This is a genomic window from Pseudoalteromonas sp. APC 3691 (assembly GCF_030408135.1).
Classification (GTDB): Bacteria; Pseudomonadota; Gammaproteobacteria; order Enterobacterales; family Alteromonadaceae; genus Pseudoalteromonas.
The window spans coordinates 25,888-51,547 of record NZ_JASDCB010000021.1 but is presented as its reverse complement, the minus strand read 5'-3'; the positions used below and the strand labels follow the sequence as shown (position 1 = coordinate 51,547).

21 protein-coding genes and 3 pseudogenes are annotated in these 25,660 nt (G+C 38.0%); 8 read left to right on the top strand and 16 right to left on the bottom strand.

Annotation, left to right across the window (positions count from 1 at the left end; genetic code table 11):
* Positions 1-172 precede the first annotated feature (172 nt).
* The 9 genes from QL998_RS09060 to dnaK all read right to left on the bottom strand — a co-directional run bounded on the left by QL998_RS09060 (position 173) and on the right by dnaK (position 9,268).
* On the bottom strand, positions 173-1,537 hold the full coding sequence (locus QL998_RS09060) for a sigma-54 dependent transcriptional regulator (protein WP_024605493.1): 1,365 nt from the start codon (positions 1,535-1,537) through the stop codon (positions 173-175).
* Complete coding sequence (locus QL998_RS09055) at positions 1,530-3,260, bottom strand: ATP-binding protein (protein WP_024605494.1); 1,731 nt, start codon at positions 3,258-3,260, stop codon at positions 1,530-1,532. The genes QL998_RS09060 and QL998_RS09055 overlap by 8 nt, the downstream gene beginning before the upstream one ends.
* A gap of 190 nt (positions 3,261-3,450) precedes the next feature.
* Positions 3,451-3,714 (bottom strand): hypothetical protein, encoded by a 264-nt coding sequence (locus QL998_RS09050; protein ID WP_024595558.1) that lies wholly within the window; start codon positions 3,712-3,714, stop codon positions 3,451-3,453.
* Positions 3,715-3,875: 161 nt separating this feature from the next.
* The gene (locus QL998_RS09045; RefSeq protein WP_002959073.1) at positions 3,876-4,127 is read right to left on the bottom strand and encodes a hypothetical protein; all 252 of its coding nucleotides are present in this window, start codon (positions 4,125-4,127) and stop codon (positions 3,876-3,878) included.
* A 304-nt stretch (positions 4,128-4,431) separates the two neighbouring features.
* Positions 4,432-4,800: a response regulator gene (locus QL998_RS09040; protein WP_165742520.1), complete on the bottom strand. Its 369-nt coding sequence runs from the start codon at positions 4,798-4,800 to the stop codon at positions 4,432-4,434.
* Positions 4,801-4,892: 92 nt separating this feature from the next.
* Entirely contained in the window at positions 4,893-5,297 is a 405-nt protein-coding gene (locus QL998_RS09035) for a DUF1761 domain-containing protein (protein ID WP_002959069.1), read from the bottom strand.
* 150 nt (positions 5,298-5,447) lie between these two features.
* On the bottom strand, positions 5,448-5,909 hold the full coding sequence (gene ybaK / locus QL998_RS09030) for a Cys-tRNA(Pro) deacylase (protein WP_290192555.1): 462 nt from the start codon (positions 5,907-5,909) through the stop codon (positions 5,448-5,450).
* 100 nt (positions 5,910-6,009) lie between these two features.
* On the bottom strand, positions 6,010-7,149 hold the full coding sequence (gene dnaJ / locus QL998_RS09025) for a molecular chaperone DnaJ (RefSeq protein WP_002959065.1): 1,140 nt from the start codon (positions 7,147-7,149) through the stop codon (positions 6,010-6,012).
* A 202-nt stretch (positions 7,150-7,351) separates the two neighbouring features.
* Positions 7,352-9,268 (bottom strand): molecular chaperone DnaK, encoded by a 1,917-nt coding sequence (gene dnaK / locus QL998_RS09020; RefSeq protein WP_002959064.1) that lies wholly within the window; start codon positions 9,266-9,268, stop codon positions 7,352-7,354.
* Between the two features lie 244 nt (positions 9,269-9,512).
* Between dnaK and QL998_RS09015 the strand changes: the two genes are divergently transcribed.
* A complete protein-coding gene (locus QL998_RS09015; RefSeq protein ID WP_024604192.1) occupies positions 9,513-10,328 on the top strand; it encodes a thioesterase family protein in 816 nt (271 codons plus the stop codon).
* Here QL998_RS09015 and QL998_RS09010 read toward each other — a convergent pair.
* On the bottom strand, positions 10,317-11,063 hold the full coding sequence (locus tag QL998_RS09010) for a transporter substrate-binding domain-containing protein (protein ID WP_290192554.1): 747 nt from the start codon (positions 11,061-11,063) through the stop codon (positions 10,317-10,319). The genes QL998_RS09015 and QL998_RS09010 overlap by 12 nt on opposite strands.
* A gap of 164 nt (positions 11,064-11,227) precedes the next feature.
* Here QL998_RS09010 and QL998_RS09005 point away from each other — a divergent pair, with 164 nt between their 5' ends.
* Genes QL998_RS09005 through QL998_RS08995 form a run of 3 tightly spaced genes read left to right on the top strand, consistent with a single transcriptional unit; the run spans position 11,228 to position 14,654 of the window.
* Positions 11,228-12,394 carry a paraquat-inducible protein A gene (locus QL998_RS09005; protein ID WP_259365697.1) on the top strand — a complete coding sequence of 389 codons (1,167 nt, stop codon included), beginning with the start codon at positions 11,228-11,230 and terminating at the stop codon, positions 12,392-12,394.
* Positions 12,391-14,046 carry an intermembrane transport protein PqiB gene (gene pqiB, locus QL998_RS09000; RefSeq protein ID WP_182695179.1) on the top strand — a complete coding sequence of 552 codons (1,656 nt, stop codon included), beginning with the start codon at positions 12,391-12,393 and terminating at the stop codon, positions 14,044-14,046. Before QL998_RS09005 ends, pqiB begins: the two co-directional genes overlap by 4 nt.
* Complete coding sequence (locus QL998_RS08995) at positions 14,046-14,654, top strand: PqiC family protein (RefSeq protein WP_024604190.1); 609 nt, start codon at positions 14,046-14,048, stop codon at positions 14,652-14,654. Before pqiB ends, QL998_RS08995 begins: the two co-directional genes overlap by 1 nt.
* Here QL998_RS08995 and QL998_RS08990 read toward each other — a convergent pair.
* Both QL998_RS08990 and QL998_RS08985 read right to left on the bottom strand, forming a co-directional pair.
* Positions 14,651-14,998, bottom strand: a pseudogene (locus tag QL998_RS08990) (GNAT family N-acetyltransferase); the annotation flags it as partial. The gene QL998_RS08995 and the pseudogene QL998_RS08990 sit on opposite strands and share 4 nt — an antisense overlap.
* A gap of 270 nt (positions 14,999-15,268) precedes the next feature.
* Positions 15,269-15,475 (bottom strand): annotated as a pseudogene (locus QL998_RS08985) (N-acetyltransferase); the annotation flags it as partial.
* Positions 15,476-15,738: 263 nt separating this feature from the next.
* Between QL998_RS08985 and QL998_RS08980 the strand changes: the two are divergent.
* Positions 15,739-17,121, top strand: coding sequence for a Na+/H+ antiporter NhaC family protein (locus tag QL998_RS08980; protein ID WP_290192553.1), 1,383 nt, complete (start codon positions 15,739-15,741; stop codon positions 17,119-17,121).
* A gap of 83 nt (positions 17,122-17,204) precedes the next feature.
* Here QL998_RS08980 and QL998_RS08975 read toward each other — a convergent pair whose 3' ends face one another.
* Entirely contained in the window at positions 17,205-20,087 is a 2,883-nt protein-coding gene (locus QL998_RS08975; RefSeq protein ID WP_290192552.1) for an insulinase family protein, read from the bottom strand.
* Between the two features lie 239 nt (positions 20,088-20,326).
* Between QL998_RS08975 and QL998_RS08970 the strand changes: the two genes are divergently transcribed.
* A complete protein-coding gene (locus QL998_RS08970; protein WP_290192551.1) occupies positions 20,327-20,743 on the top strand; it encodes an MAPEG family protein in 417 nt (138 codons plus the stop codon).
* Between the two features lie 68 nt (positions 20,744-20,811).
* Here QL998_RS08970 and QL998_RS08965 read toward each other — a convergent pair.
* Positions 20,812-21,561, bottom strand: a pseudogene (locus QL998_RS08965) (peptidylprolyl isomerase).
* Positions 21,562-21,800: 239 nt separating this feature from the next.
* On the opposite strand from QL998_RS08965, the gene QL998_RS08960 reads away from it, so the two are divergent.
* A complete protein-coding gene (locus tag QL998_RS08960) occupies positions 21,801-21,971 on the top strand; it encodes a hypothetical protein (RefSeq protein ID WP_198925093.1) in 171 nt (56 codons plus the stop codon).
* A 92-nt stretch (positions 21,972-22,063) separates the two neighbouring features.
* Positions 22,064-23,698 (top strand): bifunctional UDP-sugar hydrolase/5'-nucleotidase UshA, encoded by a 1,635-nt coding sequence (gene ushA / locus QL998_RS08955; protein WP_024604185.1) that lies wholly within the window; start codon positions 22,064-22,066, stop codon positions 23,696-23,698.
* 29 nt (positions 23,699-23,727) lie between these two features.
* On the opposite strand, the gene QL998_RS08950 is transcribed toward ushA, so the two are convergent.
* Positions 23,728-24,672 (bottom strand): hypothetical protein, encoded by a 945-nt coding sequence (locus QL998_RS08950; protein ID WP_024604184.1) that lies wholly within the window; start codon positions 24,670-24,672, stop codon positions 23,728-23,730.
* On the bottom strand, positions 24,665-25,531 hold the full coding sequence (locus tag QL998_RS08945; protein WP_080670013.1) for a hypothetical protein: 867 nt from the start codon (positions 25,529-25,531) through the stop codon (positions 24,665-24,667). Before QL998_RS08945 ends, QL998_RS08950 begins: the two co-directional genes overlap by 8 nt.
* Between the last annotated feature and the right edge of the window lie 129 nt (positions 25,532-25,660).

The following is a 25,660-nucleotide window of genomic DNA, read 5'->3' as shown; positions in this document are numbered from 1 at the left end:
TGTCCTGATTATTAGAATCTACTTGTTGTCAGTTCTAATAGAGCAACTTTACTGCCAATGATATAAAGTTATTAAATTTCAAATGGTTGGTTTTATAAATCAATAATAAAAGAAGAAAACGTGCGGTTTTCCACACATTAAAATAATTAAATTGTCACAAATACCGCACATATTAGTCAGTGAACATATCGCGGTTTAAATTGTATTTACTCATTTTATCGTAAAGGGTTTTACGAGCTATTTGCAGTGTACCCATCGTATTTTTAATACTGCCATGGTGTCGCTCTAGGGCTTCTTCTATTAATGACTGCTCATAAAAAGTAACTTTTTCAGATAGACTTAAATCGGGTGAAAGCTCACCTTTAGCCTGCGTTTTACTAACACTAAAAGCGAGCTCAACTCCTAATAAAACCGCGCGTTCAGCTTGATTTCTAAGCTCTCTTACATTGCCAGGCCAATTGTATGCAATTAAGCGCTGTTGTAACTTACTATTAAGAGGGGCTGGTGGTTTGTGGTAACGCGTTGCTGCAATGGAGCTAAAATGCTTAAACAGTAATACTATATCGGCTTTTCGGGCGCGTAGTGGCGGTATGTTTACTTTTACCAAGCTGAGTCTGTAGTATAAATCAGCTCTAAATTCGCCTTTTTCCACTAACGAAAGGAGGTCTACTTTGGTCGCTGCTACAATTCGTATATCTAAATTAATAGGCGTATTTTCGCCGACAGGTGTAACTTTTCGCTCCTCTAATACGCGCAGTAATTTAACCTGCAAAGACAAAGGCGTACTTTCAATTTCATCTAAAAATACGGTGCCGCCTTGCGCAAATTCAAACTTACCTTTGCGAGCATGAGTTGCTCCCGTGTAGGCACCACTTGCTGCGCCAAATAACTCACTTTCTATTAATTGCTCAGGCACTGCGCCGCAATTAATCGCAACAAAGTTAGAACTAGAACGAATGCTTTGGTCGTGTAAATAACGTGCTACAAGCTCTTTACCCGTGCCTGTTTCGCCTTCAATCATCACATCAGCAGGCGTATCAATCACGGTATTGAGCAAATGCATCATGTCTTGCATTTTAGGCGTATCACCCAATATGCGAACGCCGGGTGCTGAGGTTTTTTGTACAGCTAATTTTAATGCACGGTTTTGAATTACAAGGCTGCGTTTATCGCAGGCCCTGGCTATGCAGTCGAGTAGTGTTTCATTAAGTGGCTTTTCAAATAAATCATAGGCCCCTAGTTGCATCGCTTTTACAGCAATTGTTACATCGGCATAACCTGTTAAAAATATAACCGGAAGCTCACTGTCAAAGGCAGTTACTTGCTCAAGCAGTGTTATCCCGTCCATTGTGGGCATATTTATATCGCTAAGCACCACCCCCATAAAACGGCGGTTGAGTTTAGTTAAGGCGGCGCTTGCATCGCTAAAACACTCAACTGTATAGCCTTCAAGGGTCAGTAATTGCTTTAAAGAATCTCTGATCATAGCTTCATCATCAATAATAATGATGTGCTTACATGCTGATTGTTCAATCATCTGCTTTATCCTGCGTACTTGATAAGCTTATTATAAACTCAGCCCCCCCTTCTAATCTATTATGTGCACTTAAAGATCCACTAAACGAATCAATAATTTGCTTTGATATAGATAACCCAAGCCCTAAACCATTACTTACTTTAGTACTGTAAAATGGTTCAAATAAATTACCAAATGCATGCTGTTCGATACCCGAACCGGTATCTAAAATTGAGAGTTTTACGCGGTTATCAAAGCATTCAACCTTAAAGCTCAATTTCCGAACTATTGCGCCATTCATTGCCTGGCTTGCATTAGTAATTAGATTAACCAGCACTTGCTCAAATTTAAGCGAATCTACCCATACAATCAACGTGCCATCTATTTGAGGTTTCTCTACTTGGACGTTATCTTGCTTTAATTGCGAGCTGGCTATCATTAAAGCGTTATTAATTAAACCCGCCAATGGGTGAGGCCGTAACTGAGTTTGTGAGGGTTTGCTAAAATGCTTTAACTGTCCGACTATTTTGTGCACTCGCTCTACAAGCCCTTCAACAACATTAAGGCTCTCAGCTAGAGCGCTATAGTTTTGCTTAGCTAATAACCTTTTAGCACTTGCAAGGTAAGTGTTAATTGCACTTAATGGCTGGTTTATTTCATGATTAATGCCCGCACTTAACTGCCCTATTGTGGCCAGCTTAGCAGATTGCACTAGCGCAACTTGTGCTTTTTCAAGCTCTTGCGTTCGCTCAATTACTTTTGTTTCTAAACTGTGTCTTGAATATAAAAGTTTTTTATAGCCAGCAAAACGAGCCAGCAAGCTATAGCCTATAATAGTTATTATACCGTAAATAACACTAACCCAAAATAATCGAGGTAATTGCGCCGAATTTACAGAGGTTACATCAACAAGAACATACATATTTGCGCTAAAGTAACGCAGTGGTTTAGCTGCGCTTACATATAACTTTTTATTTATTTTATAATGCGTTATACCTTCACTAATATATTGAAATTGCTCAACATATGCAGGTTGATGATCTAAATATGCTCTGCGTAATTTAATATCACGACGTTGCGTTATATCAAACTTACTAAAACTATTTAAACGCCAAGCGGGCACATCCGACATAGCAATAACGTCATCAGTAAGCTGCAAGTAAAAATGACTCGCCATTGATGTATTTAAAAGCTCTCTATCATTTTCAAATTTACTTACATTAACCTTTAATACCACAACACCTACCGCTTTGTTGTCATGATAAACTGCTTGTGAAAAATAAATTCCTCGCTCTTTTGAGCGCATACCTAAGGCAAAATAGGCAACTTTTTCGCCTGCAAAAGCACGTTTAAAATAAGGTCTAAATGCAAAGTTACTACCTAAAAAGGTGTAATCAACTTGCCAATTGCTACTCGCAGTTACTTCACCTTGAGTATTAAGTACAAATATATCAGAGGAGCCACTTGCCTGTTGAATGTCGGCCAAGTAATTATTAATAGCGCTATAGTGTTGGTTTTCACCACTCACAAAATCAATCATTAACTGATTATAAGTAAGCAGTTGTGGGATAGCAGAAAAGCGAACTAACTCGGTATCAATATAATTATTTAATTGGGTGACTTGACCCTGTGCTTGCAGCGTTGCTTTTTCAATATCGTTAGCGCGGCCTACCCAAAATGTAACAACTAAAATTAATACTAATAATAAACATACTGTAATTATTCTTTTAGAAAACGAAAACATGGCCTGCCCGAGAAATAGCCTAAAAATTTAAGGCAGCTAGTGTAACGACTTATATGAGGCAGGGATATAAACTTTTTGTTAACAAATGAATTTAATTATACTTATTAATTAAATCTAGTCCTAAAAACAAAAAACACCGCAAACAGGTCTGCTTGCAGTGTTTAAGGTTTAGAAAAAAATTAATACGTTATTAATTTGTAGCTAAAGCTGATCTGTTTTTTAGGTATTTGTATAAACCAATTAATGAAGCAGCTATCCAAAATATTTCTATCACAAAGCTAGCTAAATTAAAGTTATAGCAAAGGCTAATTAACAACAAAATCGCCCCTGTTAAATTCATCATATTATACGTTAGGCTAGATGGGGACGTTTTTCCTAGCTGCAGTAAGAAAAATGAACCAACTACTAAAAAAGTACCTGTCATGCCTATGATGTCAAATAAGAGTGCTATCACGAAACTATCCTTTATCCATTTTTAAATAACCCAATAAACTGGCCCGATCCATGGGGAGGGTATTTTTTCATTCATTGAAACAGCAAACCGAGCGATTCTATCAATATGGTAAATTCTAACAAGGCCATATGTCCGTATGAAGAAATTTTACTGTATCTGAATTATTTAAAAGTTACTTTGCCACCAATTATTTTATAGGCAGGCGCACCACGAATAATCGCTTCTCGGGCAAAAGGCCGACTGCAATTAGGGCAAATACAGGGCTCGTGTGTAAAGTCTTGACTAATACGCTCTTTAAAACACTTAACTAATGCTCCTTTGCCTCCTTTTCGATATTTAAATAGGGAAGCTTTACAAGCAGAGCAAAAAATATCGACCGTTTTAGTAGGGCCTTTTTTATTGGGTTTTGCCATTAAGTCCTGCTGTACTATATAAAAAATTATTCTTTATGATACCAGTTTATAGCAATTCGTTTAATTAAGTGATCTATTTGAGGGTAGAAAAACGTGTTGATAGCTAGGCGAAAATTCGCTATTTAATTGTCCTAAATGAGAATTTTTTAACACAGGGAGAGATACATTTAGCCTCGCAAAATGATTAAGTATTATTGCTCATTGGTATTAGGTGGGTAAAGGTGACCACTGGGTTTTAGAATTTTTACGCGGTATAGTTATTAAAGTGAGCTCATAATAATTTAATGATGATGAAAAATATAACCTAATCTTTGAAAAAGAAGCGGTTTAATTGAGATGATAATACATTCATATTAAAAGGTTTGATTATAAACCCTGATACTTTAGCTGCAATAACTTGCTTAACTTTATCTCTACTATCCTCACAGGTAACCATCAACACAGGAATATCGGCAAGGGCTCTGTCTTTTCGAATGTTTGTGAGTAAATCAACACCATCCATTTTTGGCATATGAAGATCTGTAATAACCAAATCGAAATGTTGGTCACGCAATAAAGCCAAAGCTTGTAATCCATCAGTAGCTTCAACGATATTGCAATACTCCAATTTTCTTAGCATATTAATTAAAACATGACGCATGAGCGGCATATCATCAACTACTAATATTTTCATTAATACCGCTACCAAATCATGTAAATACGATTATATAAACCTACTCTACTCTCAGGTAAGAATCAAACCGGGCATTAACGGCTACTCAACCCTTACGGCCAAATACCTAAAATAAGCCCCATTAACGAAAACTGTAAAATACAGTAACTCCCGTTAATTAAAAATAGCTTTAAAGGGCGTTGCTCAAATATATAACTTAACCCTAGTGAACTACTGATCCAAAAAAAGCCGATCACAAAGCCTGTTCCTATACACTCAACTAAGCTTGCGTCTTTACCTAAAAATAGAGACAACATTAAAGCCGCTATAAATACTAAAAAGAAGCTGCCGCCAAATATCAACTTAGGATTGGCTGATTGTAAATCAAGGTCAGTTAAGCCAATACTTTCTAGCCAAGCGTTTTTAAAGAGTGCTTTTGAGTACCATATGCCGCCAAGCATAAAAGAAGACAATGCAGCCACCAGTATTGCAAAATAATCTACATCTAAAAGGTTCATACAAACAGCCGTATACAAAATGTGTAATACCGTTTGGTATTAAATATTAACGGTATAAAGATACTCTCAATGTAGTTACAAATAAGGTATTGAGCAAATTGCTTAACTTGAGTTAATTGCATTTATGAAGAGTAATTTTAAAAATAAAGGCTATAAATCGCCAAATTTAGCGTCAGTTAACGCCGCTAAATTAGTTGGGGAGAGTGCGATTTCTAAACCTCGCTTTCCGGCGCTCACATAAATAGTATCAAAAAGTGAAGCACTACTATGAATAAACGTAGCTAAGCGTTTTTTTTGTCCAAGTGGACTTACTCCCCCTAAAATATAACCAGTGCTAGCTTGAACTTTTTGCGGGGCAGCCATTGCTACTTTTTTGACACCACATAATTTTGCCAACTGTTTTAAGTTAACTTGTTGCGACACAGGAGTAACAGCAACAATTAGCTGCCTTTCGTGTGTTTCAAGAACGAGAGTTTTATATACTTGGGCGCTATCTAAATTTAACTTTTCAACAGCTTCAAGCCCATATTGACTATTACCTGCATCGTGTTCGTAACTGAGTACTTCAAAGGGGATTTTTTGTTTTTTAAGTAATTCGATTGCTGGGGTCATACTATTTAATCGTGTTTTTTTTAACAGTAACAAAAATAAAATTTAAAGCAAAAAAAACGACGCTAAAAAGCGCCGTTTCATTATTAATAATAATTTAAACTTACTTAGTTAAATCATCAAAAAACTTTTTAACACCGTCAAAAAAGCCTTGCTCTTTAGGACGATTTTTCGAGCTATCTGTACCCATACTTTCATCTAACTCTTGCAGTAGTTCACGTTGACGCTCGTTAAGATTAACTGGCGTTTCGATTACTACCTTACAAATTAGATCGCCTTGGGCACCACTTCGAACAGACTTAACGCCTTTGCCACGCATACGGAACATTTTGCCCGTTTGCGTTTCAGAAGGTATTTTAAGTTTTGCACGACCATCAAGTGTAGGCACCTGAATTTCGCCACCAAGACCTGCTGTTGTAAAGCTAATTGGTACTTCACAGTATAAATTATTTGCTTCACGCACAAATATTTCATGTTCGCGAACAGATACTTGCACGTACAAGTCGCCAGATGGCGCGCCGTGCATTCCGGCTTCACCTTCACCAGTTAAGCGGATACGGTCTCCTGTATCAACGCCAGCTGGAATTTTAACTGAAAGCGTTTTAGTTTTTTCTACGCGGCCCTGACCATGACATTTGTTACAAGGGTCTGAAATAATCTGACCTTGTCCCTGACACGTTGGACACGTTTGCTGAACAGCAAAGAAACCTTGGCGCATTTGTACTTGGCCAGCACCATGACACGTAGTACATGTTTTAGGCTTAGAACCTGCTTTAGCACCACTGCCATCACACGGCTCACAACCCACCCATGTTGGTACTTTAATTTCAACTTCTTTACCACGAACCGCTTCTTCTAAGCTCAAGTCCATGTTGTAACGTAAGTCAGAACCACGTTGTTGACGAGATTGACGTCGACCACCGCCGCCACCAAAAATATCGCCAAATACGTCACCAAATACATCACCAAAATCGCCATGACCGCCACCAAAGCCGCCATGACCACCGCCACCGCCTTGCTCAAATGCCGCGTGACCATGTTGGTCATACATTTGGCGTTTTTGAGGATCGGTTAAAATCTCGTAAGCTTCTTTAACTTCTTTAAATTTAGTTTCAAGCTCTTTATCGCCTGCGGTACGATCTGGATGATATTTCATCGCTAAGCGTTTATACGCTTTTTTTATGTCTCGCTCACTCGCATCTTTGCTTACGCCGAGGGCTTCGTAATAATCGCGTTTTGACATATCTATCACACTACTCTTTTCTGTTTGCAACGTGAGCTGCTGGATAAACCGATAAATCGCATCGATTTATCATTGAATTTTTAAACCTTAAATACATGCAAAAGGCGCGACAAGCTATTGCTCGCGCGCCTCAATTGTTCATCCTAACCTAAACACTCGATTGAGTTAAGTGTTTTTGGCTAGCGAGAAGCGTTAGCAACAATTACTTGTCGTCTTTCACTTCTTCGAACTCTGCATCAACAACGTCGTCGTCTTGCTTAGCTGATTGCTGTTGCTCGCCTGCATCTGCTGAACCTTGCTGTGCTTTCGCTTGTGCAATTTCCATTAGTTTTTGAGACTTTTCAGCAAGAGCTTGAGTTTTAGCTTCAATCTCTTCTTTGTTGTCGCTCTTAATAGCAGCTTCTAAATCTACAACAGCCGCTTCAATCGCTTCTTTGTCTTCGCTTGGTAATGCATCGCCAGCTTCTTCAATTTGCTTACGAGTACCGTGTACTAGAGCATCAGCTTGGTTACGAGCAGCTACAAGTTCTTCAAACTTTTTATCGTCTTCAGCATGTGCTTCTGCATCACGAACCATTTTTTCAACTTCTTCATCGCTTAAGCCTGAAGATGCTTGAATTGTGATTTTTTGCTCTTTACCTGTATCTTTATCTTTCGCAGATACATGTAAGATACCATCGGCATCAACATCGAATGTTACTTCGATTTGCGGCGTACCACGTTGTGCTGGGCGAATACCTTCTAGGTTAAATTGACCTAGAGATTTATTGTCGCTTGAACGTTTACGCTCACCTTGTAACACGTGAATTGTTACAGCAGATTGGTTATCTTCAGCTGTTGAGAATGTTTGCGATTTCTTAGTAGGAATCGTCGTGTTTTTCTCAATTAATGCAGTCATTACTGAGCCCATTGTCTCAATACCAAGAGATAATGGAGAAACGTCTAGTAATAGTACATCTTTGACGTCACCAGCAAGTACACCACCTTGAATCGCTGCGCCTACTGCAACTGCTTCATCAGGGTTTACGTCTTTACGTGGTTCTTTACCGAAGAAATCAGCAACTGTTTTTTGTACTAAAGGCATACGTGTTTGGCCACCAACAAGAATAATATCGTTGATGTCGCTTACTGATAAATCAGCATCAGCAAGTGCACGTTTAAGTGGCTCTAGAGATTTAGTTACTAAATCTTCAACTAGTGATTCAAGCTTAGCACGTGTTAGTTTCACGTTCATGTGCTTAGGACCAGATGCATCAGCAGTTACATACGGAAGGTTTACTTCAGTTGATTGTGCAGATGAAAGTTCAATTTTTGCTTTTTCAGCAGCTTCTTTAACACGTTGCATTGCAAGAGGATCAGTTTTTAAGTCTAAACCTTGATCTTTCTTGAATTCAGCTACTAAGTAGTTGATTACACGGTTATCGAAATCTTCACCACCTAAGTGAGTATCACCGTTTGTAGCAAGTACTTCAAAAGTGTGCTCGCCTTCAACTTCATCAATTTCAATGATTGATAAATCGAAAGTACCGCCACCTAAGTCATATACTGCAACAATGTTTTCGCCACGGTTTTTATCCATACCGTAAGCAAGTGCCGCAGCAGTTGGCTCATTGATAATACGTTTAACTTCAAGACCCGCAATACGGCCAGCATCTTTCGTTGCTTGACGTTGTGAATCGTTAAAGTATGCAGGTACTGTGATTACAGCTTCAGTTACTTCTTCACCTAAGAAGTCCTCTGCCGTTTTCTTCATTTTTTTCAGTACTTCAGCAGAAATTTGTGGTGCAGCGCGTTTTTCGCCACCCGCTTCTACCCATGCATCGCCGTTATCAGCTTTGATGATTTTAAACGGCATGATGCCGATATCGCGTTGTACTTCTTCGTCTTCAAAACGACGACCAATTAAACGCTTGATTGCAAATAATGTGTTTGTCGGGTTAGTAACCGCTTGACGCTTAGCAGATTGACCTACTAATGTTTCGCCGTCTTGCGTGTAAGCAATAATAGACGGGGTTGTGCGATCGCCTTCCGCGTTTTCAATAACACGTGCTTTGCCACCATCAAGTACTGCAACACAAGAGTTTGTAGTACCTAAATCGATTCCAATAATTTTACCCATGAAACTTCTCCAACTTCAATATTCGTTAATACGTTCGATGACATAGTAAATAGGGATGCGCCAAACTTATTTCAACTGTAAAAATGAAAAAAAATCCATTTTTTGTGATTTATTTACAAAATAACCCTAATAATTGTAAGGAATGGTGATTTTTGCACCGCCAGAGACGCTTTTAATTACTGGTCTGACTAGTTTGGTTGTGTTATAAATTTATTAAATCGCACTACTATAAAAGGACATCTTCATGCATTTTGAACAATTACTTCTCCAAGCTGCAAAAATTGGAAGTTCAGACAATACCGAACAATTAACTAGCACAATGCAATTTCCAGAAAACTGGTGCCAAGGCAGAACTGCTTTTGGTGGGCTCTCAGCCGCACTGTTGTATCAAGCTATCAGAGGAAAAGTATCTAATGATCGTCGCCTACTCTCACTCAGTACAAATTTTGTAGGGCCATTACTAGCTGATACTCCTTTTTCGTTATCGGTAGAAATATTACGACAAGGTAAAAGCAGCACACAGGTACTCGCCAAAGCGATTCAAAATGAACAAGTGTGTGTAATTGTACAAGCGTGTTTTGCTAAAAGTAGAGAGTCGGGTGTAAATGTGCCTGTTTCAAAGTCTTTAGGGTTAAAACCGGTAGACGAGCGCCAAACTCTACCTTTTATTAAAGGCCAGATGCCTGAATTTTTTCAACATGTTGATTTATGCCCTCAACAAGGTGCCATGCCATTTAGCAGCGCAGAAACTTCTCACTTAGGGGGCTGGATGCGCTTTAAGCATACGCCCGAACAAATAACTGAAGCGCATGTAATTGCATTAACAGATGCATGGCCACCTACGTTATTACAAATGTTTAAACAACCCGCTCCAGCTAGCAGCATGTCATGGTATTTAGAGTTTGTACAAGAGCCAAACTTAACACCTGGTGAATGGCTTGGCTTTGAAGCAATCACTCATCATTCAAAAGATGGCTATGGTTTAGAAGATGGCTGTATATGGTCACAATCCGGTGAGCTAATAGCGCTTACACGTCAAACAGTGGCGTTATTTGATTGATGAATGGGTTTGGCCTTCATCAACAATTCTTTTATAAGTACCGTTTTGCTTGATGAGCGCCAAACCAATATCAAACTCAGTAGCTAAAGAGAGGTTATTAAAATAAGCAGGTCGCTCTGCTTTTGGAAATAAAGTGTAAATTTGCACAGCTTCGGGTGATTTATGTTGATTGTAGTAATAGTAAAAAATACGCTTGTCTAACACAATTACATCCACCCAACCTTTTAACAGCTTATCTACTTGCGCTTTTTGATTAATAACCTCTTGATATGAGCTAAAGTGTTTAACATTACTTTTAAATATAGAAGGCAGATATGCAGTTGCATTTTGAAAAGCAAGAACGTTTTTATTAAACATGCCTTCTATTTTATCAATATTATATTTATTTCGCTTGAGTGTAATGGCTACATTTTCATAACTAAGTACCGGTTTACTTGAGTAAATACCAGGACTACTTCCTCCTGCATAATTTAAAAGTATATCTACTCCTTTATTATGCAATTGATGCTCAGCGCGTTTATTAGACATATATTGCACATTAATATTGGCAAATCCATTAGCCTTTAACGCGGCTTTAATTAAACCTAGGTGTATACCCGAGTCTGTTTTTGCAAAAACATAGGGCGGAATTGATGCGCTCGCGGCGATAATTACTTCTCGCTCTTTATTAATTGCCACAGCATTATGCGAACAAATAAAGAGCCACATTAATATGCAGTACAAATAATATTTCACACGCTTCCTTTATATAACGAGCAGCTTGATGGCAGAACGCGTTGTATTAATGTATTAAATATAGCAAAATTGAAGAAATATTCTTCTTGCTTGGTATTAAATTGCAAACTGTCTGCCCCTGTTGTGATCTGATCATAGATATACCTCGCATAATCGCAAAACAAATGGCGATATGCCCACATTGTCACCATAAACTTTGCGAAGCCGATGTTAATCACGACAGTCGCATAGTTGCACTAAGCTTTAGCGCACTATTAATGCTGCTCAGCAGTATGTTTTACCCTTTTATTTCATTTAGTAGTAGCGGTATAACTCAAACTATTACACTACCCGACGCGGCTCGAATTTTATTTAATTATGATAGTGAGCTGCTTGGCTTATTTATTGATTTGAGCATTATTGCCCTGCCCATGGGTTTGCTTCTTATTTTAATTCCTTTGCATCTTGGGCTTTTAAAAACATTACCAGAGGGCATAGCAAGGCGACTACTAAAGTTCACTTTGGCGTTAGAGCCTTGGATTATGTCGGAAATATTTTTAATTGGCGTACTTGTTAGTATGGTTAAAATCATGTCGCTGGCTGATATTAGCTTCGGCACGAGTTTTTGGGCTTATGTGGGGTTTGTTATTTTATACATAGCTGCACTTGTTCACTTAAATCGCCCACGCTTATGGGCTCAAATAAAGCCTGTAAAAGTACTCGAAGGCGCAGAGCATGCTAAACGTGCAATAGATGAAAATATTAAAGCCTGCCATGTGTGCCATCAACTATGTACCAGTAATATTTGCCAGCGTTGCCATACAAAAACACACGTCAGAAACCCTTATAGCGTACAAAAAGCAGCAGCTTGGCTAATTACTTCTGTTGTTTGTTATATTCCAGCTAATGTTTTACCTATTATGCACACCACTAGCCTTGGGGATGAATCACCTTCAACTTTAATTGGTGGTGTTATTACTCTTTGGAACAGTGGCTCCTACCCTATTGCCGCTATTATATTTTTAGCCAGTGTGGTTGTACCGCTTGCTAAGGCATTTGTATTGAGCTTTTTATGCTTTATGGTTACAAGGCCTGCCAATAAACATACAAAAAGTTACACCCGAATTTATCAACTGACTGAGTTTATTGGTAAATGGTCGATGATAGATGTATTCGTGGTTGCTATTTTAGTGGCCTTAGTTCAACTGGGTAATTTAATGTCAGTAACGCCAGGATTAGGCATTGTATTTTTTACAGTTATGGTAATATGCCAAATGATGGCTGCCCATGCCTTTGACCCACGCTTATTGTGGGATTCCCCTAAAAACAAAAAATCAGAGAACAAAGCATGACCGAAACCGCCGAAATAACAAAAGAACCGAAAATTTCCGCTATCTGGATCATTCCGGCAATTGCGCTGTTAGTGGGCATGTGGATGTTATACCAATACCAAGCTAATAAAGGCCCTACTATTTTTATCGAAATGCCACAAGCAGAAGGTATTATTGCAGGTAAGACTGAAATAAAAGTGCGCAGTGTAAAAATAGGTCAAATTGATCATGTTCGGCTATCCGACACGCAAGACAGCGTAATTGCTCGCGCGCAAATAGATAAAAATTACAACGAGCTACTGACTAACGATGCCAAAATTTGGGTCGTGAAACCACGCATTGATGAAACAGGTATTAGCGGGATGAGTACGTTATTGTCTGGTGTATATTTAGAGTTTTCACCCGGTGAAAGTAAAGAACTAAAAGAGCGTTTTAAGTTACAAGATGAACCCGCCCTCATTGGTAAAGATGTGAAAGGTGGTCGTTTTAAATTAATGAGTTACAACGCTGAAGTACTTGATGTAAGCACCGGTATATTCTTCAAAAATTATAAAATAGGGCAAATAGAAACCGCCACTTTTGATTGGGAAAACCAAGCAATGAAGTATGGCGTATTTATTAAAGCCCCTTATCAAAATCTGATCACCATGAACTCAATATTTTGGGTGAACGCAGGAATTGAAATTGACCTATCTGCCGATGGTATCAATATTAATACGGGCTCTTTGAGTAAACTATTAAAAGGCGGTATTTCGGTAGGTTTACCTGAACAACAGGCCCCGGGTGAAATAGCACAAGATGGGCATAGCTTTTCATTAAGCCAAAGCTATAAAGAGGCGTTAGAAGAGCGCTTTTATGATTTTGATTACTACCTAATTGAATTTGAACAATCAGTTCGAGGACTACGCACAGGTGCACCTGTCGAATACAGAGGTATGCGTGTAGGTACTGTTGTTGAAACCCCTGCCAATGTAATTATTGACGGTAAACCTGCCCACTTTAGAAACCATAATACGGCGGTTCCAGTGCTTATAAAAGTAGAATACGGACGTTTGTATCATGACAGTGCTTCAGCAAAAGAGTATTGGCAAGGTAGTTTAAAAGGCTGGATTGAAAGTGGTATGCGCGCCTCGTTAAAGCCTGGTAATTTATTAACGGGTGCTGTGTATGTAGATTTTGATATATACCCCGACGCGCCAGAAGCGCACCTAGGTAAACTTGTGCAGTATGATGTTTTTCCGAGTATTTCTAGCGGCATAACCGTATTAGCAGATCAAGTTTCTGACGTACTTAATAAGGTAAATAACTTAAAAGTTGAAGATAGCTTGGCACAAATGCAAGCTACATTTACCGATTACCGAGCGCTTGCTAATGAAATGCGAGAGCTGCTAAGCCAAAAAGATACACAAAACTTACCTGGCGACTTTAACCGTAATTTCGAAAAGATGACGAAAAGCATGGAGCAGTTTGAAGTCACTATGCGCCAATTTGATAAAACCATGGCCAGTTACCAAGCCGGTTCTGAACTTCATCATCAAATACAGCAAACGTTAAAAGAGTTTAAACGTTTAAGTGAGGGCCTACAGCCTCTAACTCGCGGATTAAACGAGCAACCTAATATGCTAATTTTTGATAAATCATTACCAGCAGATCCAAAACCAAGGAAGCAATAATGAAATCGTTATTTTTAACTGCAAGTTTATTATTACTATTGGCAGGTTGTAGTTCATCAATACAAACTGCGACACAGTATTACCAGTTTGAGCAGCCTATAGGTGCATCGTCTCGAAACGTTGCAGATACAGATGCGCAACTAAGAATACAAACGGTTGTACTTAGAGGCGCTTTAAATAATTTGGGCATTGCTATGAAAATAGATAGCAACCAAATTCATGCTGCAAATTATAACCTGTGGGGCGAATCGCCGGATGTAATGCTTACTGCAACAGCCCAGCAAACACTTTTTAATGCTATGCCCAACTGGATGGTAATAAAAGGCTTACCGGTCATTACTGAACTTGATCAACAAACGTTTTATGAGCTTGAATACGAAATTCACCACTTTAATGGCGATATGCAAGGTAACACTGATATTTCTGGGCTTTGGCGTTTATATTACACACACCCTGAAACAGGCCGACGCCTTATAAGTATTAATAATTTTTCGCAATTGGTCCCTATTGATGATGATGGCTATGACGGTTTAGTTTCAACACTTGAAGCAACATGGCTAAATATAAACCTAAATGTTGCAAAACAAATAGAACAAGCAAGACTTTAATCATTAAGTGACAATATAATCACGGCGGTTTTGTCATCATTGATAACCGCCTTGCCCTCTATTTTAAAACCCAATTTTAACAACACATTCTGCGATGCCCTATTATCTGGTGATGTTATTGCACACAGTTTTGTAATTCCAAATTCATGCTTATATTGCAAAAGTGCGCTGGCCGCTTCAAAAACATAACCCTTTTTTTCAAAACCGCTTACAAGTGCAAAACCTAAATCAGGTTGCAGTAACGCGGCGCGCTTATAAAACCCAACAACGCCAACCATTACAGCATTATGCAAAGTAATAACGTAAGGCCCAAAGCCTTGGTATTTATGAGAAGCAATAAATGACTAGGGCCTGTTGACCTTTCAGGATTAAAATTTGTTCAATCTAGGGGCGATTTAATCGCGGCGTGAGGTTTGTAACCTAGTGGGCTAAGTAAAAACCGAGCAACAAAGAGTTAATTGCCCCTGGGTAGAACCCTTCGGGCAGCGCATGTTTGGCATTTATGCTGTGTTATCGCCTATTTATGGGGAATAACCACACTACATAGGCTCTGCCTTGCCTAAATACCAAACATACTGCTGCAAATTTAACCTCGAAAGATAAACAGGCCCTATAATATACGACTTGGCATCATCAAGGGTATAGATTGCTTTATCACCAATATGCTCTATGAAACTCGCCTGATTAACTAGCTTAAGTAAAATAGCTGCATCAAGCTCATTTGCATGGCGTAACAACAGACGATTTGTTTTAAGTACGGCGTTCAATGTAAGTTTCTCTAAAAAACTTTGTTTAGCATGTAACTTTTTGTTGACTGAAATTAAAAAGCAGATTATTTTTGCGCCGATGTTTTTACAGGCACAACAATAGCGGTTTGCACTCCTTGCACCGTCTGGCGCCAAAGCCAACGCGTTTCACTTAAACAGCTATTTAACATAACTTTTTATGTGTCCCTCCCACGCGTACAAAAGCAGTGACTTGGAAAATGATTTAACAACAAACTTATCATCTTCTTTGTTTTTGTATAAGCAGCTTGAAAATTAATTTAATTTTTATGCATGCTTTTAATTTTGTGAATACTTAAATGCTTGAACCTTCTGCGTTGAGTTTACTACCACCGTTAGTGGTGGTTGTATTGGCTGTTGTATTACGCCGCCCTATTTTATCTTTACTTATTGGTGCTTTAGTTGGTTTAGTTATCGCCGATCCTGCACAGGTACTTACTAACTTTGCGAGTACATCGCTAAAAGTAATGACAGACGAAACCATCGGCTGGCTAATACTTGTATGTGGTGGTTTTGGCGCTTTAATCGCACTGTTAGTGCGCACAGGTGGCGCATCAGCTTTTGGCAAGCTAGCCCTTAAGTACACCAAAGGTAAGCGTTCATCTTTGTTCATGACCTTTTGTTTAGGTGTGGTTATTTTTATTGATGACTACTTAAATGCGCTTACCGTGGGTGAAACCATGAAACGCATTACCGATAAATTTAAAGTTAGCCGTGAAATGCTAGCATACGTTGTTGACTCAACAGCTGCACCAATTTGTGTGCTTGTCCCTTTATCTACCTGGGCGGTATTTTTTGGTGGTTTACTCGTAGATAACGGTATTGCTGAAGAAGGCAAAGGGATTGCTGTTTATATTCAAGCTATTCCGTACATGTTTTACGCGTGGTTTGCAGTGCTTGTTGTTTTACTTGTTGTGCTGGGTGCTATTCCTGCGATTGGTCCAATGAAAAAAGCAGAAAAAATGGCACAAATTGAGCAAGCTCAAGTCGATCCAGCTCAATACAATAACGTTCAAACAGCAGATGAGTACGCAGTAAAAGCAGCTGAAGAAAACTTTGAAGATGCCGACCCTAAAGGTAAATTACGTAACTTTTTAGTACCTATTATTTTACTAGTCGCATTTACTGTTTACTTTGAAATAGACGTATATAAAGGCTTATTAGCAACAATGGCGGTCACTCTCCCATTTTATGCGCTACAAAAATTAATGAGCGTAAGTGAAATGATTGAGCGCATGCTTGATGGCTTTAAAAGTATGATCCCCGCTATTGGTACTGTTATAGCTGCGTTTATATTTAAAGATGTATGCGACTTAATTGGTTTGCCTCAGTTTGTTATTGGTAGCTTAAGCTCTTACATGACTGCAGGATATTTACCAGCCGTGGTATTTATTTCGATGGCTATTTTAGCGTTTGCAACAGGGTCTAGCTGGGGTATTTTTGCTGTATCTATTCCAATTGTTATGCCACTGGCAAATGCGGTTGATGCGAACATACCACTAGTGATTGGTGCGTTATTATCGGCCTCTTCTTTTGGTAGCCAAGCGTGTTTTTACTCAGATTCAACGGTGCTCGCAGCGCAAGGTTCTGGTTGTAATTTAATGAGCCATGCCGTTACACAGTTGCCGTATACATTAATAGCGGCTTCGTTGGCGGTTATAGGCTTTATTGTGATGGCATAAATATTATATAGATATAGTGAGATAAATAATAAACCCCAATGTAGCAATACATTGGGGTTTATTTCTAGCTGTATAAATAAAGCTTATTTTTGTAGTTTAATACCATTGTAATAGGCATCAAGCGTTGTGATTTTAGTTTGATTTGGTAAATCGGCAAAGTCACTGTCTATAAACTTAGTACCACGTAATTGCACATTTAAACGTGCGGCATTAGGATTAAGCATTGTTTGTTTATAGTAGTCTTTTATATCTGCAAGCGTTACTTTTTCAACTTCATCAATCAGCTTTTGCTTAGAATCAAAGGTAAAGTTTTCACGATACCAATCGTTTATAAGTGGGCTCATTTCGTCACTTAAGTTTTTAGGTTGCTCTTTAAGTGATACTAGGGTTGAATTTTTAAGCTGCTCAAAAGTCTCTTCGCTCATGTTATCAAGTTCAACTGCGTATTCTTTTTTAAACTTATCAAAACGAGCTTGTATTTCTTTAGGACCTTTAACCGGTGTTTGAATATACAAACCAATTGCAGAGTAACCCTCGATTGGGCGAGCTAATGCACCTACTGCATACGCAAGTTGCTCCTCAGTACGCATTTTATCAAACGCAACTGTTCTAAAGTGACTTTGTAATACAGCCGCTTCTGCTTTTTGTTTGTAACCCGCAACTGGATGAACGGTCATATCAACTACAGCTACATCAGCTACATCAATATCTTTTTGCAGTACCAGCGTTTCGCCAGGTTGAGGTAACCAAGCTTTGCTGCGCGCAAATTCACTGCGTTTATGGTTACTTGGTAGTGTTGCGCTTAATTCTTCTGCAATCGCGTCTATATCTTGCTGATTGTAGTTACCGTAACTAAATACGCGTAAATCGTTTTGTGCAAACGTAGCTGTTTTTAATTGTGCTAAGTCGGCAACACTCAGTGAGTCAGCGGCTTTAATAAGCGCCTCTGTATCAAATCCACCTGTACGCGTTAGTTTTGAGTACTCGCCAAATGCTTGTGCATACGGAAACTGCTTTTGTTGATTTAGTAAATTACGTTTAAAGCGATCAACTGCTTGGCTAAATGCTTGTGCTGTTTCATCGGCTTTTAATCTGGTTAAAGCTTGTTTAAGTAATACATCTTGTTTATCTGTAAAACCACTCATAGATAAAACAAGGCCGTTACTCGGTGCAAGGCTTACGCTCATACCAGCGATTGCTGCTTCGGTACTTAACTGACTTTGTTGAATATTATATAAATCAGCCCAAACAGAGTATAAAACTTCTGCTTTAATATCCTTCAAACCCGGTTGTGTATTTATATATACTTCAACAAGCCCTTTTGGTTGCTCTGCAAATTTTTGACTTGCTTGGCGCCATACTTTTACACCATTTTTATCGTAAGCAAGCTCAGGGTGTTTTTGCTCTTTAAAAGCTTGGGTTTTTATTGCAAAGTTTTCAGGTAATAAATTGTTTACAGTTGGTAATGCTAACTTAAACTCGCTTGGCTTTTTCCAGCTTGCAATCTCTTGTTCACTAATATCACTGATGCGGTACTTGCCGTCGTAAAAGTGCAGTTGTGAGTCTGTCTCTTCTTGCTGCGATACATACCAAATACGAAGGGTATCGGCATTTAACTGCTCAAGTACACTGTTTACAGCGTCAGCGTCAAACTTTGCATAATAATAAGGTGCATTAATAGCGTGATTTAACGGATAGTCTTGCATGCTTTGCGTAAGCGAGCTTACATAATTAAACTCATCACCTTTTTCTAAAAACTTAAACTGGTTATTTAGCGATGTACGAATTTCGTTGAAGTACTTGCTATCAACGCCTTCTTTTTTAATTAAATCGATGTACTGCATAATAGTCGCAACTATTTCGTCACGATTTTTCATGCCTTCATCTGTAAGCTCTACATTTACATTTAACGAACCGTAGTTGCCATATTGATTTGGTGCAGCTGAAGCTGAAAGCTGAGACACCCACCCTTTGTCGCGAAGCAGTTGCGCTGGGCTGCCCGGCATTTCATTACTTAGTAAATACGCTACAAATCGGTTTGGTTTAAGTGCAAATTCGCTATTATTATTAGCAATGGTGAAATCAAGTTGTAGCTGTTTTACATCTTCATTTGGTGCATAAAACACGCGTTTTCCGCCAGCGTTATCAAAATCAAGTTTTGCAGTTACTGTTGGTTTTTCTATGTTTTTATTTTTTATATCAGCAAAGTATTTTTGTGCTTTTTGCTCCATTTCAGAAATAGGTAAATTAGAAATAAGCGCTACTTTCATAATATTTGAAGAGTAATATTTATTATAAAAATCAACCGTTTCTTTGTGAAGAGAACTGTTTTCTTTATCACCAAGTGTTTCTAGGTTACCAATTAAAAAACGATTAGCGGGGTGATCGCCCATCATTTTACGCGCGAGTTTAAATTGACCAAAAAAGTCCATTTCGCGGCGCATTGACCACTCTGCATTTACTGCATTTTTTTCTTTATCTGTGTACTCAGGGTATAATTTAGGCGCTTTAAAAAAGTCAGAAAAACGATCTAGCCCTTCATCAAACGCATCGTTGTTAATTTTAAACATGTAATTAGTAATATCGAGCCAAGTATACGCATTGTGCGCGCCACCATTTTTGGTCATAAAATCAGAATACCCTTTTGTGTCTGGGTAACGATCTGTGCCTAAAAACAGCATGTGCTCTAAATAATGCGCCATACCTTGTTGCGACATCGGGTCGTGCAGTAAACCAACACCTACGCTTAGTGCCGCTGCTGATTTTTCGGCGCTCGGATCAGACACTAAAATAACTTCAATGTCGTTTGCTAATTTAAGTGTTTTATATTCGCGGTTATCGTTAGGGCTTACGACCAACGAATCTGATAATAAAGAGGCCTGAGGCGCCACAGAAACCGAAGCCGTATTTGAACAACCACTTAAAACTGCAAGTGCAATAGCACTAAAACCAATAATCTTTTTCATTTTTGTTTTCCATTAAAAAGTATTGCGCAAAATAGCGTGCGCCAATTCAAAGCAATATAGTTAAGCTAAACTAACATTTTCAATTAATAATTTTCTACAAAATAACGCTATTTTGTGTAACACATTGTGAAAAATGTCTTCATAATCGGATATTAGTTGCGAGTCTACCAATCTTCCGTGATTAAAATTCACTCAATATAAAAATATACACAAACCCTAAATAATAATAAGGAAAAACAATGGAAAAAATCATCATACTTGCCATGTTTGTACAAGTTACGCTTTCACTGGTTGTCATGCTCATTATGGGTAAAAGGCGCTTTGCCGCAGCTAAAAACAAACAGCTAGATTTAAGTGATTTTAAAACAATGCAGTTAGATAAGGCTGGCGACACTATTAGAGTTGCAGATAGAAACTTTTCGAATCAGTTTGAAATACCTGTGCTTTTTTACGCGGGATGTTTACTTGCACTACAACTAAATAGCGCCAGTACACTTGTGGCTATACTGGCCTGTTTATTCGTAATAACCCGTATTGTGCATAGTGTTATTCATTTAGGTGAAAATAACGTACGAGCACGTTTTAAAGTGTTTTTATTTGGCTGTGTCTGTGTGTTTTCAATTTGGCTGGCAATGGTTTGGCGAGTAATGCTTTAAACAGCTCATGCTAAGCAGTAATGTGAAAGGCAATTTACGCCTGCCACATTACTATTGATTAGATTTAATTATTTAGCACGTCTTAAGCGAGGAAGCACAAGTAAAAAAGCGCCTAAAAGCCACGCTAGCCCACCGCCAGAACTACTATCTGAGTTTATTGGTGCACCTGAGTCAATTAACGTATTTTCAGTTACAGTAAGGCCAGCAGCAGAATTTGGATCATCATCCATCACGGTTACACTTTGAATAGTTCCTAAATTAGCACTGCTGAAGCTTACATCACTGCTTGAGCATTGCTCAGCGGTAATATCAACAACCGGCATATCGTTGCAATGAACCAGTGCTGCAATTTTATCTAAAGTCGACTAACTCGCTGCTGTTATTTGCCCAAACACAGTAAAACCGCCGTTTTGTGTATCTAGCGCTGCACTTCCTGCGCTGTTATTAGCCATATTAAAAAACCACTGACTTGTAGCGCTATTTTCATTGCCTGATAACTTAGCCATTGCAATAGTGCCTTTAACGTTTGAAAAAACAGGCTCATTTTCTACGGCTGGCTTTGTAGTAATCGCATCTAATGAATCTGAGTATGTAAATCCACCACCTTGAATAACAAAGTTACTTATTGAACGGTGAATCACTGTTTCATTATATGAATCGTCTTGAACATAACTTAAAAAATTGGCGACTGTTTTAGGTGTTTGTTGATCAAATAAGTTAATTTCTATGACACCTTGGCTCGAGTTCATTTCGATAATAGTGGCAGTACTCGTAAAACTTGCTGCGGCGAGTACTGAGCCAAGTAAGAGTTTTTTCATGTTATATCCTGTTGTTATATTTATTTAAATAATTATTAATACAAGTAAGTTAATATTATTCAGTTAAAAAATCGATAATAAAAAGGTGATTGATACAAATTAGACCGCCTCGGTAACATTTAAATTACATTTTATATATTCTTTTAAGTTATAAAAAAAACTTTACCAAAGCTAAATCGTCTTTCGTTAAAAAGTACTTTTGTTAGTATTTATCAAAATTTAAAAACTAGGTAATACACATGCCAGACAATAAACACACAATTTGTGACTTTGGTTTACACAGAGGCCAAGCTTACACAAAGCTACCTGCCAGCTTTTTAACGTGGATGATTGCAGCAAACCATGAAAAATCTGAATATGCGAGTAAAGAGTTAAAGCGCAGAGAAACAGCTGCAACAAGCCGTAATTAAGGTAAAATGTAAATAAGTACGTTTTTTTCGCATAAAACTAGTTTAAACTAGCCACTCAATAAATTAAGTGGGCCTTAATAGACAGGTATTTTATGCGAATAATTATTTTATTTTCAGTTTTTTTAAGCGTACTTGGGTGCACATCGGCAACTTCCGACCCAAGTGTAAGTAACTCTCCTGCAACTCAATATCTTACTGTGCTTCATACTAACGATAACCATGGGCGCTTTTGGCACAACGAAAAAGGCGAGTACGGTATGGCCGCTCGTAAAACTCTTATTGACTCTTTACGCAGTGAAGCTCATAAACAAGGTCATGCGGTATTGCTACTCTCTGGTGGTGATATTAATACTGGTATTCCTGAGTCAGATTTACAAAAAGCAGAGCCTGACTTTAAAGGGATGTCTTTGATTGGTTATGATGCAATGGCATTAGGTAATCACGAATTCGACAACCCTATTAAGGTGTTAAACAAACAACAGCAATGGGCTACTTTCCCACTTTTATCTGCTAATATTTTTGAAAAAGCCACTGGTGAACACGCGTTTGATAGTTACAAAATATTTAAAAAAAATGGATTAACTATTGCTGTTATTGGTTTAACAACAACCGACACAGCTAAAATTGGTAACCCTCAGTATATTGGGCACTTAGAGTTTAAAGACCCTGTTGACGTTACCGCAAAACTAGCTAAAGAAATAAAAGCTAAGTACAACCCTGACATTACCATTGCGCTTACTCATATGGGTCATTATGTTGATGCTAACTTTGGTATTAACGCACCGGGTGATGTAACACTCGCTCGCTCATTGCCTGCAAACACGCTTGATATGATCATTGGTGGTCACTCTCAAGAACCTGTATGTATGAGCGATACAAATGTAAATGACGACAACTTTAAACCAGGCTTAGCCTGTAAACCAGACCAACAAAACGGTACTTATATTATGCAAGCCCATGAATGGGGTAAGTATGTTGGTAAAGCTGAGTTTAAACTTGAAAACGGTAAATTAACGTTACTAAACTACAAACTGATGCCAGTTAATTTGTATGTAGATAAAGTACAAGCTGATGGCTCTACTAAAGAAGTATTGGCAAACGAGTACATTAAACCAGACTCAAAACTTGAATCTTATTTAGCGGTATATCAAGCAAAAGGTGCTAAACAAATTGAAGGTACCATTGGTGAAGTTGATGCTCGCTTAGAAGGCGACAGAAACAAAGTTCGCTACCAACAAACTAATCTTGCGCGCGTAATTATTCAAGCTCAAATGGATGTAGTAAATGCAGACTTTGGACTAATAAGTGGTGGTGGTATTCGCAGCTCAATAGAAGCGGGTGAAATAAGCTATAAAGATATTTTAAAGGTGCATCCTTTTAAAAACCGTATTACTTATATGGATTGGCAAGGCAGTGATTTATGGGATTACTTAAATACAGTAACGAGCTTCCCACCGGATGCAGGTGCTTACTTACAGTACCATAAGCTATCGTTTGAACGTAAAAATGGCCAGCTAGTTAATGTGGTTATTAATGGTCAACCTTTGAATAAAAATAAAACGTACCGTATGAGTCTAAATAGCTATAACGCATCAGGCGGTGATGGTTATCCTACGCTTACAAATAAAAAAGGCTTTGTTAGTACAGACGAAACAGATGCCCAAGCGCTACAAGACTTTATATCAAAAAACAGCCCTCTTAAAGCGGCTGAATTTACACCTAAATAAATAAAGATAATAATAGGAAAGTAACTGTGTTACTTTCCTATTATTTCAATATTGCCTTTTCTAATATTTGCCAGCCCATAACTATGCAGTCGAGAACGCGACCCTTCTCCATACGCTTTGGGGGGATAATATAACTCTTTCTCTTCAGGACATTCGTTAAGCACTTCATCTAATGCCGCACGTATTTCACTCAAGGTTTTTTCAAGACTATTATTAAAGTTAGGTCTTTTTCTAATTGTATGGCCAAGCTCAATCAACCTATAAAAATACTTATTTGCAAGCTCTAGCAGCTCCTCTGGTACATTTTTATTATGACTAAGCGTTACAGCATCATTATTTGTACAATACTCTACAAGTGCTAAATAAAAGCATAGTGGCTTATTGGCCAAAGCCATTTTTTGATCTGGATTACAGCTACTAGATAGTGTTTTATCGTTAAGATCAACAATAAGTACAAGCGGCGTAGGCTCAGTAATTGTTTGATGTTCTGTATTAATCAATTGTTTATTACTTTGCTTAATAAACGCAAATTTTATCCAAAAGCTAACCAACACACTTAAAACAAAAAACATTAAATAATAAATAACATGACTCAACGTAAAGTGAGTGTGCTTAACACTAAATACAACTAATACAAACCCGCTGTTTGTACTCAAACTACGTATTATTTGGTTGGGCTTTATAGGTGTTACCATCTCGCTTTTGGGTGCAATAGTAACAACCCTAAGATCATCCGAATCGATGTAGCTATTTAAGGCTTTAATATAGCTATTAACCGCGTCTTTATTGCCTGAGTGTTTAAGCAGCTCATTTGATAAATCAAGTAAGGGTAAGTCTAGTGCTATTTGCTTCTCTATCTGAATTATTTTTTGTTTAACTACTTGCTGGCTTTTTTGAGTTACAGAAAGATAAAAAACAGACGATAGAATTAAAAATAAACATAGTAAAACAAGTGATTGCTTATATTTACTCATCATCAGCGTCCTCTTTTAAGTTTACTGAGCTAGTACCGCAACTCCAAAACGGCTGCACATTTTGATAGTAGTGCAACCTTTGATCTTTAGACATAGCAAGTAAGTTTTCCTGAACTGCACACAACAAATCAGTATTGTTTTGCTGCATTTTTAAATACCACCTTGTTCCAGAAATATTATTACTCAATGGCGTAATATAGTTTTTTGAAAAGCGTTTTTCGTCACTCTCTTTCCAAAATGAAGCAATAATATCGACTTTTCCGTCGGCGAGTAAATCACGTAATTCATTATGAGAACTAGCATAGGTAATTTTCAAATTAGCTAAATTAATATCCAACTCTTTAAATGCCTGCTTTGGTAATATGTGCCCTGAGCGGCTAGTTGGATAATCAAGCAAACCTATACGCTTATCTAAAAAGTACTGTTTTGTCATGCGAGGTTTTTCTTTAGACGATATAAAAAAGGCAGTGTAATCAGAAAAGCCAACAACGGGCTGGTAGTTATAAGTCGACTCAGCTTTGAAGGCGGCCATAATATTATTTTTAGCTAAAATTAAGTCAGCAATTCCTTTACCAACAAACTCAAAGCTTTCTGCGGTTCTATACCCCCAATACCCTTTTACAGAGCCATATTGTTTAGCCACTACGTTATCAGAACACAAATTCTGTGTTAACAACTTGGCTATTTTTTTCGATTGCATGAAAATAATTAGCTGGTCTTTATTACTTGTTGCAGTTGTTTGACATTCTGTTGAGGTTTCAATCATAACTGGAAAGTGCAAATCATCGTTGTACACACTAACTTGACCGCAAACCCACGTAACGATCAACAATAGAAACAAAAATGTAACAATTAACATTTTGTGCAACACGATATTTTTAAAATTCAAAGTAATGCTACTCAAAAAAAGACTATATTGTGCATTTGAACAATTTTGCTTACTTATTACAACAAGTAATTTTACCTGTTAAACATAAACCATTGATTT

Excerpts from the sequence above, each read along its gene's own strand:
- QL998_RS09060 (WP_024605493.1), bottom strand. The coding sequence starts at position 1,537 with ATGATTGAACAATCAGCATGTAAGCACATCATTATTATTGATGATGAA.
- QL998_RS09055 (WP_024605494.1), bottom strand. The coding sequence starts at position 3,260 with ATGTTTTCGTTTTCTAAAAGAATAATTACAGTATGTTTATTATTAGTA.
- QL998_RS09045 (WP_002959073.1), bottom strand. The coding sequence starts at position 4,127 with ATGGCAAAACCCAATAAAAAAGGCCCTACTAAAACGGTCGATATTTTT.
- QL998_RS09040 (WP_165742520.1), bottom strand. The coding sequence starts at position 4,800 with ATGAAAATATTAGTAGTTGATGATATGCCGCTCATGCGTCATGTTTTA.
- QL998_RS09035 (WP_002959069.1), bottom strand. The coding sequence starts at position 5,297 with ATGAACCTTTTAGATGTAGATTATTTTGCAATACTGGTGGCTGCATTG.
- ybaK (WP_290192555.1), bottom strand. The coding sequence starts at position 5,909 with ATGACCCCAGCAATCGAATTACTTAAAAAACAAAAAATCCCCTTTGAA.
- dnaJ (WP_002959065.1), bottom strand. The coding sequence starts at position 7,149 with ATGTCAAAACGCGATTATTACGAAGCCCTCGGCGTAAGCAAAGATGCG.
- dnaK (WP_002959064.1), bottom strand. The coding sequence starts at position 9,268 with ATGGGTAAAATTATTGGAATCGATTTAGGTACTACAAACTCTTGTGTT.
- QL998_RS09015 (WP_024604192.1), top strand. The coding sequence starts at position 9,513 with ATGCATTTTGAACAATTACTTCTCCAAGCTGCAAAAATTGGAAGTTCA.
- QL998_RS09005 (WP_259365697.1), top strand. The coding sequence starts at position 11,228 with ATGGCGATATGCCCACATTGTCACCATAAACTTTGCGAAGCCGATGTT.
- pqiB (WP_182695179.1), top strand. The coding sequence starts at position 12,391 with ATGACCGAAACCGCCGAAATAACAAAAGAACCGAAAATTTCCGCTATC.
- QL998_RS08995 (WP_024604190.1), top strand. The coding sequence starts at position 14,046 with ATGAAATCGTTATTTTTAACTGCAAGTTTATTATTACTATTGGCAGGT.
- QL998_RS08980 (WP_290192553.1), top strand. The coding sequence starts at position 15,739 with ATGCTTGAACCTTCTGCGTTGAGTTTACTACCACCGTTAGTGGTGGTT.
- QL998_RS08975 (WP_290192552.1), bottom strand. The coding sequence starts at position 20,087 with ATGAAAAAGATTATTGGTTTTAGTGCTATTGCACTTGCAGTTTTAAGT.
- QL998_RS08970 (WP_290192551.1), top strand. The coding sequence starts at position 20,327 with ATGGAAAAAATCATCATACTTGCCATGTTTGTACAAGTTACGCTTTCA.
- QL998_RS08960 (WP_198925093.1), top strand. The coding sequence starts at position 21,801 with ATGCCAGACAATAAACACACAATTTGTGACTTTGGTTTACACAGAGGC.
- ushA (WP_024604185.1), top strand. The coding sequence starts at position 22,064 with ATGCGAATAATTATTTTATTTTCAGTTTTTTTAAGCGTACTTGGGTGC.
- QL998_RS08950 (WP_024604184.1), bottom strand. The coding sequence starts at position 24,672 with ATGAGTAAATATAAGCAATCACTTGTTTTACTATGTTTATTTTTAATT.
- QL998_RS08945 (WP_080670013.1), bottom strand. The coding sequence starts at position 25,531 with ATGTTAATTGTTACATTTTTGTTTCTATTGTTGATCGTTACGTGGGTT.